Annotated in this window: 19 protein-coding genes; 11 read left to right on the plus strand and 8 right to left on the minus strand. The window is 54.9% G+C overall.

Annotated features, from left to right (window positions below; all coding sequences use genetic code 11):
* Window positions 1–289: 289 nt before the first annotated feature.
* Entirely contained in the window at window positions 290–2,230 is a 1,941-nt protein-coding gene (gene csrD, locus V6942_RS12010; RefSeq protein WP_106927333.1) for an RNase E specificity factor CsrD, read from the minus strand.
* Window positions 2,231–2,453: 223 nt separating this feature from the next.
* Between csrD and V6942_RS12015 the strand changes: the two genes are divergently transcribed.
* The 11 genes from V6942_RS12015 (at window position 2,454) to fis (ending at window position 11,966) form a co-directional block, all read left to right on the plus strand.
* The gene (locus V6942_RS12015) at window positions 2,454–3,428 is read left to right on the plus strand and encodes an MDR family oxidoreductase (RefSeq protein ID WP_182929938.1); all 975 of its coding nucleotides are present in this window, start codon (window positions 2,454–2,456) and stop codon (window positions 3,426–3,428) included.
* Between the two features lie 78 nt (window positions 3,429–3,506).
* Window positions 3,507–4,505, plus strand: coding sequence for a protein-methionine-sulfoxide reductase catalytic subunit MsrP (msrP, locus tag V6942_RS12020; protein ID WP_106927337.1), 999 nt, complete (start codon window positions 3,507–3,509; stop codon window positions 4,503–4,505).
* Complete coding sequence (msrQ, locus tag V6942_RS12025) at window positions 4,505–5,104, plus strand: protein-methionine-sulfoxide reductase heme-binding subunit MsrQ (protein ID WP_333501281.1); 600 nt, start codon at window positions 4,505–4,507, stop codon at window positions 5,102–5,104. Before msrP ends, msrQ begins: the two co-directional genes overlap by 1 nt.
* A gap of 234 nt (window positions 5,105–5,338) precedes the next feature.
* The gene (gene aroQ / locus V6942_RS12030; protein ID WP_106927341.1) at window positions 5,339–5,791 is read left to right on the plus strand and encodes a type II 3-dehydroquinate dehydratase; all 453 of its coding nucleotides are present in this window, start codon (window positions 5,339–5,341) and stop codon (window positions 5,789–5,791) included.
* Window positions 5,792–5,813: 22 nt separating this feature from the next.
* The gene (gene accB, locus V6942_RS12035) at window positions 5,814–6,272 is read left to right on the plus strand and encodes an acetyl-CoA carboxylase biotin carboxyl carrier protein (RefSeq protein WP_106927343.1); all 459 of its coding nucleotides are present in this window, start codon (window positions 5,814–5,816) and stop codon (window positions 6,270–6,272) included.
* 10 nt (window positions 6,273–6,282) lie between these two features.
* On the plus strand, window positions 6,283–7,632 hold the full coding sequence (gene accC, locus V6942_RS12040; RefSeq protein WP_106927345.1) for an acetyl-CoA carboxylase biotin carboxylase subunit: 1,350 nt from the start codon (window positions 6,283–6,285) through the stop codon (window positions 7,630–7,632).
* 110 nt (window positions 7,633–7,742) lie between these two features.
* Window positions 7,743–7,985: a YhdT family protein gene (locus V6942_RS12045; protein ID WP_106927347.1), complete on the plus strand. Its 243-nt coding sequence runs from the start codon at window positions 7,743–7,745 to the stop codon at window positions 7,983–7,985.
* Window positions 7,975–9,426, plus strand: coding sequence for a sodium/pantothenate symporter (panF, locus tag V6942_RS12050; protein WP_333501282.1), 1,452 nt, complete (start codon window positions 7,975–7,977; stop codon window positions 9,424–9,426). The genes V6942_RS12045 and panF overlap by 11 nt, the downstream gene beginning before the upstream one ends.
* An 11-nt stretch (window positions 9,427–9,437) precedes the next feature.
* Window positions 9,438–10,319, plus strand: a complete 882-nt coding sequence (gene prmA, locus V6942_RS12055; RefSeq protein ID WP_106927351.1) for a 50S ribosomal protein L11 methyltransferase — start codon at window positions 9,438–9,440, stop codon at window positions 10,317–10,319.
* Between the two features lie 360 nt (window positions 10,320–10,679).
* A complete protein-coding gene (dusB, locus tag V6942_RS12060) occupies window positions 10,680–11,645 on the plus strand; it encodes a tRNA dihydrouridine synthase DusB (protein WP_106927353.1) in 966 nt (321 codons plus the stop codon).
* 24 nt (window positions 11,646–11,669) lie between these two features.
* Window positions 11,670–11,966 (plus strand): DNA-binding transcriptional regulator Fis, encoded by a 297-nt coding sequence (fis, locus tag V6942_RS12065; RefSeq protein WP_000462905.1) that lies wholly within the window; start codon window positions 11,670–11,672, stop codon window positions 11,964–11,966.
* 83 nt (window positions 11,967–12,049) lie between these two features.
* Here fis and V6942_RS12070 read toward each other — a convergent pair whose 3' ends face one another.
* The 7 genes from V6942_RS12070 to V6942_RS12100 form a co-directional block, all read right to left on the minus strand.
* Window positions 12,050–14,062, minus strand: coding sequence for a phage tail tape measure protein (locus V6942_RS12070; protein ID WP_333501283.1), 2,013 nt, complete (start codon window positions 14,060–14,062; stop codon window positions 12,050–12,052).
* A 102-nt stretch (window positions 14,063–14,164) separates the two neighbouring features.
* Window positions 14,165–14,377, minus strand: a complete 213-nt coding sequence (locus tag V6942_RS12075; RefSeq protein ID WP_032736474.1) for a hypothetical protein — start codon at window positions 14,375–14,377, stop codon at window positions 14,165–14,167.
* Window positions 14,378–14,393: 16 nt separating this feature from the next.
* Window positions 14,394–14,603 carry a hypothetical protein gene (locus tag V6942_RS12080; protein WP_333501284.1) on the minus strand — a complete coding sequence of 70 codons (210 nt, stop codon included), beginning with the start codon at window positions 14,601–14,603 and terminating at the stop codon, window positions 14,394–14,396.
* Between the two features lies 1 nt (window position 14,604).
* Complete coding sequence (locus V6942_RS12085) at window positions 14,605–14,937, minus strand: hypothetical protein (protein WP_333501285.1); 333 nt, start codon at window positions 14,935–14,937, stop codon at window positions 14,605–14,607.
* Window positions 14,938–15,142: 205 nt separating this feature from the next.
* Window positions 15,143–15,310 (minus strand): hypothetical protein, encoded by a 168-nt coding sequence (locus V6942_RS12090; RefSeq protein ID WP_165451273.1) that lies wholly within the window; start codon window positions 15,308–15,310, stop codon window positions 15,143–15,145.
* A 2-nt stretch (window positions 15,311–15,312) separates the two neighbouring features.
* Window positions 15,313–15,627, minus strand: a complete 315-nt coding sequence (locus tag V6942_RS12095; RefSeq protein ID WP_333501286.1) for a hypothetical protein — start codon at window positions 15,625–15,627, stop codon at window positions 15,313–15,315.
* A 2-nt stretch (window positions 15,628–15,629) separates the two neighbouring features.
* Entirely contained in the window at window positions 15,630–16,541 is a 912-nt protein-coding gene (locus V6942_RS12100; RefSeq protein ID WP_333501287.1) for a hypothetical protein, read from the minus strand.
* Window positions 16,542–17,075: the final 534 nt, after the last annotated feature.

A 17,075-nucleotide genomic window follows, 5' to 3' on the forward strand; every position in this document is an offset into this window, starting at 1 on the left:
TGAAAGCTGGGGCGGAAAACAAAATCCGCTTACTTTACCAACCACACGCAGCAGCGACAAGGCGCAAAAATCATCTGCAACGGTGAAAATTAGTGCAGTTCGTTACCTTTGTTACAAATCCAACCTGACTCCTTCAGTGCAGGGAGACTCACTGCCGCTCCTTCCTGGATTTGTACCTGTCAAAGGACCTCACATGCATGGTGCGTCTTTTTTTCCGGCGAGCAGACATGCACACCCCCAGAAAAAACCGCGCGCGTTATTCTACGTGATAAACACGTTAAACAGCAGGTCAAACCGAATATCTTTGCGAATATTTTTTCACATTTGCGTCAAGTGGCTGTGAAGCAGCAAAAAAATCGCCCTGGCCGCCGAAAACTCCGCATTCCGTTAAAACCTGCCACTCGCCGCGGCTGCGGACGCCGGCGGCAAACACCTGGATAGAAGTGCCCTTGCAGGCCTCGACCAGGCTTTGTACCAGCAGTTGGTTTTGGCTGCGCTTTTCAATATTCCGCACCAGCACCGGATCGAGCTTAATCAGTTCAATCTCAAGCTGTTTAATCCAGGTGGTGCTGACAAGCGCTAAACCCGCTTGGGTAACGGCAACCCGAACGCCTAAAGCATGCAATAAACGGACGACGGGCTGAAGACGCGTCATATGTTGACAGACATCTACCTCAGCAAGTTCAAAAATAATCCGTCGGCGATGCGATTTTTCGCACTGCATTAATACATCACGGAGCCAGCGTTGAAAGCGCGGGCGAATCAGCGACTCAACCGTGACCTGAATGGCCAGATTTTCTTCAGGCCAGAATCCCAGGAAAGGAACCAGACGGGTAATCTGTTGGCGGTCGTACTCTTCACCTAAACCAAACTCCAGCACCATCGGCATATACTCGGCGGCAATCACTTCCTCTTTGCCGTCAAAAATGCGACACATCAGCTCACGGTGATGCACGCTACCGTCACGCATGACGGCCGGTTTTTGATAGATACGCGGGCCTCCGCGGCTGAGCATCTGCTCGATGAGCGTACGCCAGCGCACGTTGCCACGGCCTTTTTCCGGCAGCGAATCATCATAGATAGCCCAGCTGTTGCTGCCTTGCAGCACCGCATTACGCACCGCGGCTTCAGCGTGCTCCATCACCTGTTCGGTGGTTTGTCCGCTGCGCCAGGCGCAAATACCGATATGCATCATATCGTCACGGTCGAGAATTTTGGCCAACGGCAGACCGTCTATCGCCTTCAGCAACTGCCCGGCGATGCTGTCCGCCTCTTTCAACGTGCGATGCGGCAACAGCACCGTAAAGTCGCTGCGGCGGTAGCGCGCCAGCAACGCGCCGGGGTAGCGCATTATAAAGGTAGAAAGCAGATTGATGAGCGTAAAGACATGCTCTTCCGCTGCTGCGCGGCCCCAGTTATCGCGCAGGAAATCAAAATCTGGCAGGCGAATCATCATCACGATGCCATGCGAGCCGACGTTTTCCTGGTCATCCAGCAGCGTGGCCAGTTGGTTATCAAAGAACAGGCGATTGCTTAGACCGGTTTTCGCATCCTGCGCGGCGTAGGAACGGATCAGCGTATCCAGGCGGCTGCGCTGATCGCTGGCGAACTGCAGATCCGACAGCAGCATATCCAGCGCCGAACTGGTGCGCGCCGGCCATTCATGAATGCTGCCTTTTACCTTCGCGCCGCGTTCGCCGTTGAGGATGCGCGTCGCTCGCTGTTCCAGCAGCTCTTCGCCGGCCAGCTGGCGACGCAGCCAGCGCACGGCGATAAACACCACCAGCACCATAAAGGCAATGGTGATCGTCAGCGGTGCGGTCGTCATCAGCGAACGGAAATAGTTGGCCATCGGGTCCTGATAGACCAGATGAATCGTCATTCCCGGATGTTTAAGCGATGGCACGGACATTTCGCGGAACTGATAATGGCTGCCCATCGGCAAATAGCTACTGCTGCGCGTATGGCTGAACAGCGATTTACCGTTGAGAGTAAAGTCGATATGCACGATGTCGAGCGGCACCATGATTTCATCAAGCTGATTATCCAGCTTATCAAATGAGGTGCTGACCAGACGGTTATCCAGAACCGTCGCGACAGCCTGAACGCGGCTGGCTATCTTATACTGTATGCCGTTATAGAAACTCAGCGAGGAGCCGATTAACGTCACAAAGATGGTAAGCCCGGTTAAGAGCGTAAAAAAGGCTGAGAACTTCGTCGTTAATCGCATCCCTGAGTTAACTCCGCGGGTTATTCGTCTACCGACAGCAGGTCGGGTGCCAGCATCCGTGTCTTACAAGAAGTAAGCACTAACATATCAAACCAGGTCGGCATACTACCAAACCTGGCGGATCTGGCAATTTATTGCGCCAAATCGGCATCAAATTATGATAAGCGAGTATAGTCCCGGGTTAATTTTTTCACTATCAGTCCATGTAAGTAAGGAAAGGGTTATGCAGGCACTCATCTTAGATCAGCAGGATGGCAAAACCATCGCCGCAGTGAAGGCCGTTGACGACAGTCTGCTGCCGCAGGGTAACGTCACCGTGGATATCCAGTGGTCCAGCCTGAACTACAAAGACGCGCTGGCCATTACCGGCAAAGGGAAGATTATCCGTAACTTCCCGATGGTGCCGGGTATCGACTTCGCCGGTACGGTGCACGCCAGCGACGACGCGCGCTATACCCCGGGTCAGCCGGTTCTGCTGACCGGTTGGGGCGTGGGCGAAAACCACTGGGGCGGGCTGTCCGAGCGCGCACGCGTCAACGGCGACTGGCTGGTGCCGCTGCCAGCAGGTCTTGATGGGCGTAAGGCGATGATCATCGGTACTGCGGGCTTTACCGCCATGCTCTGCGTCATGGCGTTAGAAGACGCGGGCGTGCGTCCTGACGACGGGGAAATCGTGGTGACCGGCGCCAGCGGCGGCGTAGGCAGCACCGCGATCGCCCTGCTGCACAAGCTGGGTTACCAGGTGACGGCGGTTTCCGGGCGAGAAAGCACTCACGACTATCTGCGCGCACTCGGCGCAAACCGTATTCTGAGCCGCGATGAATTTGCCGAAACCCGTCCGCTGGAAAAACAGATTTGGGCCGGTGCCGTGGATACGGTTGGCGACAAAGTGCTGGCGAAAGTGCTGGCGCAGATGAACTACGGTGGCTGCGTTGCGGCCTGCGGCCTGGCGGGCGGTTTTGCCCTGCCGACTACCGTCATGCCGTTTATTCTGCGCAATGTCCGTCTTCAGGGCGTCGACTCGGTCATGACGCCAGCGGCGCGGCGCGCTGAAGCCTGGAAGCGTCTGGTTGTCGACCTGCCGGAATCGTTCTTTGCGCAGAGTGCGACGGAGATAGCGCTGGAAGACGCACCGCGCTTCGCCGACAAAATCATTAACAACCAGATTCAGGGCCGTACGTTGGTCAAAATCGCCTAATCTGCAATTTTTCGTGACATATTCGCATTAACCCGTTGCCTCCGTCATGCTTAGAAAAAAAGCATGACGGAGTGCATCATGAGCTACAAAAAACTGACCGAAGCAGACGTCACGGCCGAGTCCGTGTTTATGCTCAAGCGCCGCCAGGTGCTGAAAATGCTAGGCCTCGGCGCCGCCACGGCCTCGTTTCCGCTTCACGCCTCCAGCCTCACCGACTGGTTTAAAGGTAATGACCGTCCCGCCGCCCCCTCCGGTGCGCCGCTGACCTTCACGCAGCCCACACAATGGCAAAATAAGCTGACGTTAACGCCGGAAAATAAAGTCACCGGCTACAACAACTTCTATGAGTTTGGCCTTGATAAAGCCGACCCGGCGGCCAACGCCGGAAGCTTGCCGACCAACCCGTGGACGTTGACCATCGGCGGTGAAGTCGCGAAACCCTTAACGCTTGACCATGACTCTCTGACAAAACGTTTTCCGCTGGAAGAGCGAATTTACCGTATGCGCTGCGTTGAAGCCTGGTCGATGGTGGTTCCGTGGATTGGCTTCCCGCTGCATAAGCTGCTGGCTGCCGTCGAGCCCACCAGCAACGCCAAATATGTCGCCTTCAAAACGCTCTACTCGCCGGAAACCATGCCCGGACAGAAAGACCGCTTTATCGGCGGCGGCCTCGCGTATCCTTATATAGAAGGGTTACGCCTCGACGAGGCGATGCACCCCCTGACGCTGCTGACCGTAGGCGTCTACGGCAAAGCGCTGCCGCCGCAAAACGGCGCACCGATCCGCCTGACCGTGCCGTGGAAATACGGTTTTAAAGGCATTAAATCGATCGTCAGCATTATGCTCACCCGCGAGCGGCCTCATTCTACGTGGAACCTGGCGGCGCCGGATGAATACGGGTTTTATGCCAACGTTAACCCACACGTCGATCATCCGCGCTGGTCACAGGCCAGCGAACGTTTTATTGGCGCAGGCGGCATCCTCGACGTCCAACGCCAGCCGACGCTGCTGTTTAACGGCTATGCCGATGAAGTGGCGTCGTTGTATCGCGGCATGAACCTGCGGGAGAACTTTTAATGCGTTTAACGGCTAAACAAGTTATCTGGCTGAAAGTTTTCCTGCATCTGGCGGCATTTTTGCCCCTTGTCTGGCTGTTCTGGGCGGTTTCTCACGGCCAGCTTAGCGCCGACCCGGTGAAGGATATTCAGCATTTTACCGGTAGGATGGCTCTGAAATTACTGCTGGCGACCTTGTTAGTCGCTCCGCTGGCGCGCTACGCTAAACAGCCGCTGCTGATTCGTACGCGCCGATTACTGGGGCTGTGGTGCTTTGCGTGGGCGACGATTCACCTGACCAGCTACAGTTTACTGGAGCTCGGCATCCGCAATGTGTCGCTATTAGGGCAGGAGATTGTTACCCGGCCGTATTTGTTGCTGGGTTTCGCCTGCTGGTTAATCCTGCTCGCGCTGGCGGTGACCTCTACTCAGGCTATGCAGCGAAAATTAGGTCGGCGCTGGCAGCTTTTGCACAATTTCGTCTATCTTGTCGCGATCCTCGCGCCGATACATTACCTATGGTCGGTGAAGATAATCTCACCCCAGCCGCTTCTCTACGCTGGGTGCGCCATCGTGCTGTTGGCCTGCCGATACAAGAAGTTTCGCCAATGGTGGCGATGATGTCGCGATATGTGCGGTTTACCACAATTCACTTATAGTCAGACGTTCTTTACACGATAGCGGTTGATAATCTTCCCTGATAAGACCAGTATTTAGCTGCCAAATGCTACGAAATAGTTATAATGTGCGACCTTGGTTTTCCTAGAGGGGGTTTTAAGCCTCTGAAAAGGTGACAATCGCGCATCGAAGGTATATTTTGTTTTTTACCCGAGAATTGCAGGAGATAGCAGCACAATGACTGACAAGTTTCGCATTTTGCTTTTGAACGGCCCGAACCTGAATATGTTAGGCACCCGTGAGCCAGAGAAGTACGGCACGCTGACGCTTTCCCAGATCGTAAGCCGCTTAAACGCGGAAGCCGAAGCCTTGAACGTCACGCTCGATAGCCTGCAATCCAACGCCGAGTACGTCCTCATCGACCGTATTCATCAGGCTAAAGACAATATTGACTATATCCTGATCAATCCGGCCGCGTTCACGCACACGAGCGTTGCCCTTCGCGATGCGTTGCTGGCGGTGAGCATCCCGTTTATCGAGATTCACCTGAGCAACGTTCATGCGCGCGAACCATTCCGCCATCACTCGTATCTGTCTGATATCGCTTCCGGCGTTATCTGCGGACTCGGGGCTGACGGCTATTCATACGCTTTACAGACGGCGGTAAAACGCCTGTCACAATCAAACTAAACAAAGAGTACGGAACCCACTCATGGATATTCGTAAGATTAAAAAACTGATCGAGCTGGTCGAAGAGTCTGGCATCAACGAACTGGAAATTTCTGAAGGCGAAGAGTCTGTACGCATCAGCCGTTCAGCACCGAACACCGGCATTCCAGTGATGCAGCAGGCTTATGCAGCGCCTGTAATGCAACAGCAGGCACCTGTCGCGGCAGCACCAGCTGCAGCTGAAGCTCCGGCTAAAGCTGAAATCAGTGGTCACATCGTACGTTCCCCGATGGTTGGTACTTTCTATCGCACCCCAGGCCCGGATGCTAAAGCATTCGTGGAAATTGGTCAGAAAGTTAACGTGGGCGACACCCTGTGCATCGTTGAAGCGATGAAAATGATGAACCAGATCGAAGCTGACAAAGCAGGGACTGTGAAAGCAATCCTGGTAGAAAGCGGTCAGCCGGTTGAATTTGACGAGCCTCTGGTCGTCATCGAGTAACGAGGCGAAGATGCTGGATAAAATTGTCATCGCGAACCGCGGCGAGATCGCACTGCGTATTCTGCGTGCCTGTAAAGAACTGGGCATTAAGACCGTCGCTGTACACTCCACTGCGGACCGCGATTTAAAACACGTACTGCTGGCGGATGAGACGGTTTGTATCGGCCCGGCTCCGTCCGTAAAAAGCTATCTGAACATCCCGGCTATCATCAGCGCCGCTGAGATCACCGGGGCCGTTGCGATTCACCCAGGCTATGGCTTCCTCTCTGAGAACGCCAACTTTGCCGAGCAGGTTGAACGTTCTGGCTTTATCTTCATCGGCCCGAAAGCCGACACCATTCGCCTGATGGGCGACAAAGTGTCTGCAATCACCGCGATGAAGAAAGCCGGCGTACCAACCGTTCCGGGCTCTGACGGCCCGCTGGGCGACGACATGGACGCTAACCGTGCACATGCGAAACGCATCGGCTACCCGGTCATTATCAAAGCCTCCGGCGGCGGCGGCGGTCGCGGTATGCGCGTGGTGCGCAGCGATGCCGATCTGGCGCAGTCCATTGCCATGACCAAAGCGGAAGCGAAGTCTGCTTTCAACAACGACATGGTGTACATGGAGAAATACCTGGAAAATCCTCGCCACGTCGAGATCCAGGTGCTGGCTGATGGCCAGGGCAACGCTATCTATCTGGCTGAACGCGACTGCTCTATGCAGCGTCGTCACCAGAAAGTCGTCGAAGAAGCGCCAGCGCCGGGCATTACCCCGGAACTGCGTCGCTACATCGGCGAACGCTGCGCGAAAGCGTGCGTGGATATCGGCTACCGTGGTGCAGGTACTTTCGAGTTCCTGTTCGAAAACGGCGAGTTCTACTTCATTGAAATGAACACCCGTATCCAGGTAGAGCACCCGGTTACCGAGATGATCACCGGCGTTGACCTGATCAAAGAGCAGCTGCGTATCGCTGCCGGTCAGCCGCTGTCCATCAAGCAAGAAGAAGTTCAGGTTCGCGGCCACGCGGTGGAATGCCGTATCAACGCCGAAGACCCGGATACCTTCCTGCCAAGCCCGGGTAAAATTACCCGCTTCCACGCGCCGGGCGGTTTTGGCGTTCGTTGGGAATCTCATATCTACGCCGGCTACACCGTACCGCCGTATTATGACTCAATGATCGGCAAGCTCATCTGCTTCGGTGAGACCCGTGACGTGGCGATTGCTCGCATGAAGAATGCGCTGCAGGAACTGATCATCGACGGTATCAAAACCAACGTTGATCTGCAGATGCGTATTATGAGCGACGAGAACTTCCAGCATGGTGGTACTAACATCCACTATCTGGAGAAAAAACTCGGATTGCAGGAAAAATAATCCTGTTCTCGCAGCAAAAGGCCGGATTTTCCGGCCTTTTTTGTTTTTCTCTCCCCTCATCTTTTCCTTGCGGTACAATCCCCGCTTTCTTCATCCACAAGGGACAAAAAATGGACAAGCGTTTTGTTCAGGCCCATAAAGAGGCGCGCTGGGCGCTAGGGCTAACCCTTCTTTATCTTGCAGCATGGTTAGCAAGCGCTTACATACCAAGCTCAATGCAGGGCTTCACCGGCCTGCCGCGCTGGTTTGAAATGGCCTGCCTGCTGATGCCGCTGGTGTTTATCCTTCTTTGCTGGCTGATGGTGCGCTTTATCTTCCGTGATATTCCTTTGGAGGATAACGATGCAAACTGAGATTATCGTTGTCCTGGTGCTGTACCTGTTCGTGGTGTTCGGCCTGTCGCTGTACGCCATGCGTAAACGCAGCACCGGCTCCTTCCTCAGCGAGTATTTTCTCGGTAGCCGTTCGATGGGCGGTTTTGTGCTGGCAATGACGCTGACCACCACCTATATCAGCGCCAGCTCGTTTATCGGCGGGCCGGGCGCCGCCTATAAATACGGGCTAGGCTGGGTACTACTGGCGCTGATTCAGGTGCCGACTATCTGGCTATCGCTGGGGGTGTTGGGCAAGAAATTCGCCATTCTGGCGCGCCGTTATAATGCCATTACCCTTAACGACATGCTGCAGGCTCGCTACCAGAATCGTGCTGTCGTCTGGATCGCCAGTATCAGCCTGCTGGTTGCGTTTGTGGGGGCGATTGCCGTCCAGTTTATCGGCGGCGCGCGGCTGCTGGAAACCGCAGCGGGGATTAAGTACGAAACCGGGCTACTGATCTTTGGTATCACCATCGCACTGTACACCGCCTTTGGCGGCTTCCGCGCCAGCGTGCTCAACGACACCATGCAAGGGATGGTGATGCTGATTGGCACCATCGTGCTGCTGGTTGGCGTGGTTCATGCCGCCGGTGGTCTGCATAACGCGGTCAATACGCTGGAACAGATCAACCCGCAGCTGGTCTCTCCACACGGTGCGGACGATATCCTGACGCCAACCTTTATGACCTCGTTCTGGGTACTGGTCTGCTTTGGCGTGATTGGCCTGCCGCATACTGCCGTTCGCTGCATCTCCTATAAAGACAGTAAGGCGGTGCACCGCGGGATTATTATCGGCACTATCGTCGTCGCAATTTTGATGCTGGGGATGCACCTGGCGGGCGCGCTCGGGCGTGCGGTGCTACCGCACCTCACCGTACCGGATCTGGTGATCCCGACGCTGATGGTACAGGTTCTACCGCCGTGGGCCGCCGGCCTGTTTCTTGCCGCACCGATGGCGGCGATTATGTCGAACGTAAACGCCCACCTCTTGCAGGCGTCGGCGACAATCGTTAAAGATCTGTGGCTCAGTTCGCAGCCGACTAAAATACATAACGAACACCGCCTGAAACGCATCTCAACCTGGACCACGTTGGTACTGGGCATTCTGATGATGCTGGCCGCCTGGCGACCGCCGGAGATGATCATCTGGCTGAACCTGCTGGCCTTTGGCGGGCTGGAAGCCGTATTCCTGTGGCCGCTGGTGCTTGGCCTCTACTGGGAGCGCGCGAACGCCGCCGGTGCATTAAGCGCGATGATCGTCGGCGGCGTACTTTACGCCGTGCTGGCGACGTTTAAGATTCAGTACCTGGGCTTCCATCCGATTGTGCCCTCGTTACTGCTAAGTTTGCTGGCGTTTGTGGTCGGGAACCGTTTTGGTCACCCAGCACCGCAGGCTGCCGTAATTTCTACTGATAAATAAAGAGTTTTGCCATGCCGTGGATCCAACTGAAACTGAACACAACCGGCGAGAATGCCGAAGATCTTAGCGATGCGCTGATGGAAGCCGGTTCGGTCTCCATCACCTTCCAGGATACGCATGACACGCCGGTCTTCGAGCCGCTGCCGGGTGAAACTCGCCTGTGGGGCGATACCGACGTTATCGGCCTGTTCGACGCAGAAACCGACATGAAAGAGGTCGTTGCCCTCCTGGAACAGCATCCGCTGCTGGGCACAGGCTTTGCGCATAAAATCGAACAGCTGGAAGACAAAGACTGGGAACGCGAGTGGATGGATAACTTCCACCCCATGCGTTTTGGCGAACGTCTGTGGATCTGCCCAAGCTGGCGCGACGTGCCGGACGAGAACGCGGTCAACGTCATGCTCGATCCGGGTCTGGCGTTTGGCACCGGCACCCATCCAACAACCTCCCTGTGCCTGCAGTGGCTGGACGGTCTGGATCTGGCGGGTAAAACCGTGATCGACTTCGGCTGCGGTTCAGGGATCCTTGCGATCGCCGCACTGAAGCTGGGTGCCGCGCGCGCAATCGGGATCGATATCGATCCGCAGGCTATTCAGGCGAGCCGCGATAACGCCCAGCGTAACGGCGTTTCTGAGCGTCTGGAGCTGTATCTGCCGCAGGACCAGCCAGAAGCCATGAAAGCCGACGTGGTGGTCGCTAACATCCTGGCCGGCCCGTTACGCGAGCTGGCGCCATTAATCAGCGTACTGCCGGTTACAGGCGGCCTGCTGGGCCTTTCCGGTATTCTCGCCAGCCAGGCGGAAAGCGTGTGCGAAGCGTACGCCGACCTTTTCGACCTCGATGCTGTAGTCGAAAAAGAAGAGTGGTGCCGGATTACCGGACGCAAAAAATAATCTTCTCTCAATGCGGCCTGCGGGCCGCATTTTCCCCTACCTGCTCTCTTTTCCCCGCCATAAATGCGAGACAGATCTCATTTAGCTCTTCAATATTGTTCATAATATCATCGTTTTATCGTTCAGACGTTGGCCATTACGTAAGAATGCGAGAGAAGTTTGATGATTTTATCAATGCGCACAAATCATCCACTTTTATTTAATTTTATGATTAATATAGAAATTTATCTTCGAATCGCTTTCAGGACTGAGATTCATTGATCTACAACATCTGATTGCTCAAAGTTTGGCCTTTCATCTCGTGCAAAAAATGCGTAATATACGCCGCCTTGCAGTCACAGTATGGTCATTTCTTAACTCATGCGCATCGGACAACACCAGCTCAGAAATCGCCTGATCGCAGCGCCCATGGCTGGCATTACTGACAGACCATTCCGGACGTTGTGCTACGAGATGGGGGCAGGCCTAACCGTATCAGAGATGATGTCCTCCAACCCACAGGTGTGGGAGAGCGACAAGTCCCGGCTACGGATGGTGCACGTGGATGAGCCAGGTATTCGCACGGTGCAAATCGCCGGTAGCGATCCTGAAGAAATGGCCGGAGCCGCCCGCATTAATGTGGAAAGCGGCGCCCAGATTATTGATATCAATATGGGCTGTCCGGCAAAAAAGGTGAATCGCAAGCTCGCAGGCTCAGCCCTACTGCAATACCCGGATCAGGTGAAGGCTATCCTGAACGCGGTTGTAAAGGCGGTGGACGTTCCTGTCACACTCAAGATTCGCACTGGCTGGGCTCCTGAACACCGTAACTGTGTAGAGATTGCCCAACTGGCTGAAGATTGTGGCATTCAGGCTCTGACTATTCACGGACGCACTCGCGCCTGCTTGTTTAACGGAGAAGCTGAATACGACAGCATTCGGACAGTTAAGCAGAACGTTTCCATTCCGATTATCGCGAATGGTGACATTACTGACCCGCTTAAAGCCAGAGCTGTACTCGACTATACGGGGGCTGATGCCCTGATGATAGGCCGTGCGGCTCAGGGAAGACCCTGGATCTTTCGGGAAATCCAGCATTATCTGGACACTGGGGAGCTGCTGCCCCCGCTGCCTTTGGCAGAGGTTAAGCGCTTGCTTTGTGCGCACGTTCGGGAACTGCACGACTTTTATGGTCAAGCAAAAGGCTACCGAATCGCGCGGAAACACGTCTCCTGGTATCTCCAGGAGCACGCTCCAAATGACCAGTTTCGGCGCACATTCAACGCCATTGAGGATGCCAGCGAACAGCTGGAGGCGTTGGAGGCATACTTCGAAAATTTTGCGTAATAGAAATAAAGAGCTGACAGAACTATGTTCGAACAACGCGTAAATTCTGACGTACTGACCGTTTCTACCGTTAACTCTCAGGATCAGGTAACCCAAAAACCCCTGCGTGACTCGGTTAAACAGGCACTGAAGAACTATTTTGCTCAACTGAACGGTCAGGACGTTAATGACCTGTATGAGCTGGTACTGGCTGAAGTAGAACAGCCCCTGTTGGACATGGTGATGCAATACACCCGTGGTAACCAGACCCGCGCAGCCCTGATGATGGGCATCAACCGCGGTACTCTGCGTAAGAAACTGAAAAAATACGGCATGAACTAAAAATAAGCCGTAAGCAGTTGATTTAAAAGGGGCCAATTGGCCCCTTTGCTTTTTGATTACACGCCAAGTTACACAGGGTTTTGCTATGGCTGATATGCCCCGTCAGTCATCATGCTACGCTGCCTTACGGCTTGTTGTTGCCGTAGCTGCTGCGCCACCTTCCTGGCTAATGCATCTTCATTCATGCCCGGACCAGGCTGAACATTTACCTGATAGGTGTCGTTCGTCGTAATCTGCGTTCCGCCAGAGCGGTTGGCCATCTGCGGCACAGCAGGAGCCACCAGCACAGGCGCACCAGAGGCAGCCGGTTTGCTGCTGTCGCCGCCACCTTCATCACCGAACCCGAAGAAGTTTTTCGTACCCTTCCAGGCATCGCCAACGCCTTCGGAAACGGTGGTTTTGAAGGTGTTCCACTTCTCTCCAACGCTGTTAATCAGCCCAATGATTTTACCGATCGCGGCGTCAAACGTTGCGGTGATATCGGCCCACAGGTCGGTAAACCATTTTTTCAGCGGTTCCCAGTTGCGGTAAATAAGGTACGCGCCACCAGCGATGGCGGTCACTGCCAGGCCAATCGGGTTCATCAGCAATGCGCGACCAGCCCACAGAATGGATTTACCTACAAACCGGAACGCGGTTCCCAGCAGCGTTGTGCCAGCGGCTGCCGTGGTATTCGCTGCGCCAGCCAGGGTGGCACCAGCAGCAACACGGGCGAACAGCCCAACGGTGTTAAGCAGCCCGCCTTTAAGGAACGTCCAGGCGAAGCCAGCGGCAAACGTGGTGACGCTGAGAGTTGCCAGGGCACCTGCGGCCATTACAACACCCTTCGTCACTGCCGGGTATTCGCGGGCCAGCGCGGCGATTTTACCGATAACCGGCCCCACGGTGGTCAGGATGCCGTTGAACGCTGGCAACAGCACACTGCCAATCGTGATGCCAAGATTGCTGACACGGTTGTTGAAGATTTGAAGTTGCGCTGATGTTTTGGCGGTGGCAGCCTCGAATTCTTTCTGCGTAGAACCAAAATACTGCGCCTTGTCGTTCACCATCGCCAGATTTTTCTGGTACTGGTCCAGTTGCGTCAGCATTGGTGCGATAGCGCCAATGGATTCCTTGCCGAACAGTTGCGCCAGCGCTGCTGATTGCATGTGCTTAGGCAGTTTGGCAATCTTCGCCAGGATAACGCGGATTGTTTCATCGGCGTCCAACTGCATGGATTTGGCCACTGCGGATGACGTGAAGCCAAGCTGTTTAAACACTGCTTGCTGTGCCTTCGTGGCAGATTTGCCTGATGACAGGGTAAGCAACAGGTTTTTGATGCCGGTGGCGGCGATCTCATTCTGCACGCCCATACCGCGCAGGGTTGCCCCCATTGCAGCAATCGAACCAGAAGCCGCGCCAGCTACGGAACCCAGCGGCCCGATGCGTTGGGTGATATCCAGAATGTCTTTGGCCGATGCCGCCGTGTTGTTACCCAGCAGGTTGATTTTATCGGCCAGAATGTTCACCTGGTCCTGCGTCATGCCGAACGCGGAGCGCATTTCTGCCATCGACTGCCCCGCTTCATCGGCGGAAATATCGAACGCCACGCCCATTTTCACGGCGGCTTCTGCGAATTTCGTCAGTTCGCTGGTGGCGATGCCGGATTGAGCACCAGCGGCAACAATCTTGCCGATATCGTTGGCGGTCATTGGCAGGCGTGTTGACATATCCTGGATGGCTTGCCCCATTTTCAGCAGGCCGTCAGGCGTGTCGAAGTTCGCCACCTTGCGGATATCTGACAGGGTATCTTCAAAATCCATCGCCTGTTTCAGCGGCACGGCAACCGTGGCACCCACGGCAATAGTGCCCATGATTCCGGCTTTGTACCCTTCACGCTTCGCCAGGTTGCGTTCGCGAGCGGATTCGACGCGGTTCAGCCGTTCTTGCGCCACGCGCATTCTGTCGATGGCCACGGCGTTGGCGGCGTATTTGGCACGCAGGGATTCAACGTCTTTGCCCTGGCGGCCAAACGTCTGGATGGATTGGGAAAGCAGTTTTTGTTTGCGGGTAAGGTCGGTGATGGCGCTACCAACCCTCTCCGTAGATTTTGCCACTGTCCCAAAGGCGTTTTTAAGACTGGATGATACAGCCCCGCCGATCTGGATTGTGGCATTTAATTGCTTATTACTGGCCATAATGATTGTTTCTCAAATGGATTAATCGAGTAGGTTTTCTGCCAGTGAATATTCGCCAGCAGCCCGCAGGGCGGCAGCGGCCAGTTGCAAGGCTTCATTACGGCGCAGTTCTATGTGTTGTGCTTTTTCCTCCTGCGTTGTACATACGGGCATTTTGCGCAGGACTGCGGATACACATGAATCCCACACTGTGGCCTGGTCATCGCTTGGATTGGGATTCATGCGCGTCATCATGGCCTAACCCCTCATGCTATTTTTTGTCGCTTGCTGTCGCTGCGGTTCCGCCGCCAATGGCGTAATCTCGCAAGCCAAATGCCGTGCCCTTCCAGGATAACAGCGCATTTTTGATGGCCGTCATTTTCTGGCGATCCTGCGCGGTCAGGTTCTTGTTCTGTTGCAGGATGTTGTCAGCTACGCCGATGGATTCCACCAGCGCGCTGAAAATGTCATTTGATGCCATGTCAGACGCCCCGGAACAGAAGTGCGCCGCGCTTCACAGCCTGGCGCTTTGCGCGTTCACCAGGGCTGATGGCTCTTGCGCGCGGTGACGTTTTAATCTGGCGTTCCGGCCGCTCCAGGGTGGCGCTGTGGCTTTCGGCGGCGCTGCGCATCGCCTGGCTGGAATCTTCGGTCATATGTTCGAAGGTGTTTAAACGGTTTTTGATACTCGCCAGCAGTTCGGCGGCCTCGCGGCAGATAGGGTTTTTCGCGGATACAATCTGGAATCGCTTGGTTTCGCTCGCCAACAGGCGGGCTTCTTCGGTCATTCGTTCGTAAAGGTTTTCAGTTTTCATGGTGTTGGCCGCTAACAATTATTGTTGAAAGGAAGATTTGCGCCGCTTGTGGCCGGTGCGGCGCAACCGGGAGGATTAAGGGCGGTTTCTTACCCGCAGGATTACCGCAAACCTGCTTCTGACGCGGAGGATAAGCGCGCCAAAATTTGAATTTGGCCGGTTATTTGAGGGCATAGGGAACCGGTGAAACCTATGTTTTTGGGCTTTATTTGCCGTTCAACCCGATGTTAAGGAATTTTTCAAGTACCTGGCTGCGTGAAGGGCGGATGCCTGTTCTGCGCTCCAGTTTTGTTCTTTCACGTTCCACCTGGCGCACCAGTTCAGGTGCCAGACGAACAGTCACATGCTGACGTGCTGTGTTTTCTTTGCTCATAATCACCACCTGTTCACCCAGCTATTGCGCTGGCGCTTTGGCTGATGCTCCCGGTGGTGTTCCCGCACCAGGGAGGCGAGATAATTGACTGCGCGTTCCACCTGGTTCGGTGTCAATTCGATAAACGCGCGCCTGACCCACTTTTCCGCCGCTTCTTCGCTGTAGATAAAGCCGGTGTAGCCTGCTGGTTGCACGATGATGCGCGGTGCTTCAGCATCGCCGTGTCGCGTGTACATGGCGGCACCCTCAATGGCGGCCAGCACTTCGCCCGATAAGGCGGCGTGTTCCGCCGCCACTTTCTTGATGCCCCAGCCCATGATTAAGCTCCGTATTTCCAGAAGTAAGCGGAATCAGGAACCAGGGCCTGTGCGTTGCACCACACGACGATCTCAACGGCACCGTTGTTGATGCGCTTGGCTGTTACGCGCAGTTCGTCATCAATCGCCACGGCTGCACGGCTAAAATCGCCAACAATGGTTGTTGCAATGGTGTCGGTCAGTTCGGCTTTAACCGCACAGGCGCGCAGGGTTCCGTCACCGCCCAGGGTCACGCCAGCAGCACTGGTTCCGGCGATGGCTGACAGGTCAGCCCAGCGGCAGCCCTTAGCGGCGGCAGCCTTTGCAACAGCATCAACGGTGGCGTCGGTCAGTGTCGCGGCTTTGGTGTTCAGGTCAGTCAGTAGAACGCTGTCAGCCAGTCGGGCAATGCCCTGCTCGATAGCGCTGTTAACGGCACGCAGCACGGTGTCAGGGTCAGCAAAGGTATGTTTCAGTTGCTGGCGAGTCAGGGTGTAGCCGATGCCGTAGGATGGCGCGGTGGCGTCGTCATAGCTGGCCACCAGGTAAGGGGCATCACTCAGAGTGATTTCGGCATCATCGGCCACTGCTGCGAACTTACCCGGCGCTACAACGATGTAGTGGCGCGGCACTTCCTGCTGTTTCAGGGGACGGCGGTTGCCTTCGGCGTCGACATCAGCTTGCTGCGTCATGGGGCCAGGGATGCGGATGATTTCAGCACCAGCGGCAGCCACCAGGGAACGCGCGGCAATGATGCCGTTGAACGTGGTCTGTGCGCCTGCTTTCGGCGTCAGCACTTCGTTCAGTGACAGGTAGCGAACTGCGGCAGGCTCTACTGGGATAACTTGATTGATATCGCCGTTACCGTCAAAGCGAAGATGAGCGCCTTGATGCTCCAGGGCTGCGCGAATAAGTCCAGAAAGTACGTCATTCATTTTGGTTCTCTCAATTGCTCAGGATTTATTGAAAGAATACCAGGAAGATCGCCGAACACAATGGCCACAAAGTGTAAATTTATAAGTAAAATCAGCTACTTATCATTATGAAACACGCTGAATAACTATGAATAACTACAGCTAACGGAAATCACGATATTTTAGGATTATTCCTATCCTTGATATGTGTTCGCTTTGCAATGTAAATAACAGGGTTTCACTGCATGGCATTGATAAGCCTCATGTAAATTCTTGATTTATCTGCAATAATCATAAAAACGATTTTGCAATGGCACGCAGATGTCGAATAATGTGGGTGATATGCCCCCGCCCGGTGCCACCGCCTCAATGGGACCCGGATGAAAATGATTCTCATCTTCTCACCCATCCAGCAGCAGCAGAGCGGCACCAGCATGAGATGCGAACCACACTGCTTGAACAGGCTCATTGACAGGCTGCGATGTAGTGGTGTGCTCTTGGGTGACTGATGGTGGTGGCGAGTGGTGGCGAGTCAAAACACTCGTCACCACGCTC

The organism is Kluyvera genomosp. 2 (assembly GCF_036759865.1).
Classification (GTDB): domain Bacteria; phylum Pseudomonadota; class Gammaproteobacteria; order Enterobacterales; family Enterobacteriaceae; genus Kluyvera; species Kluyvera ascorbata_B.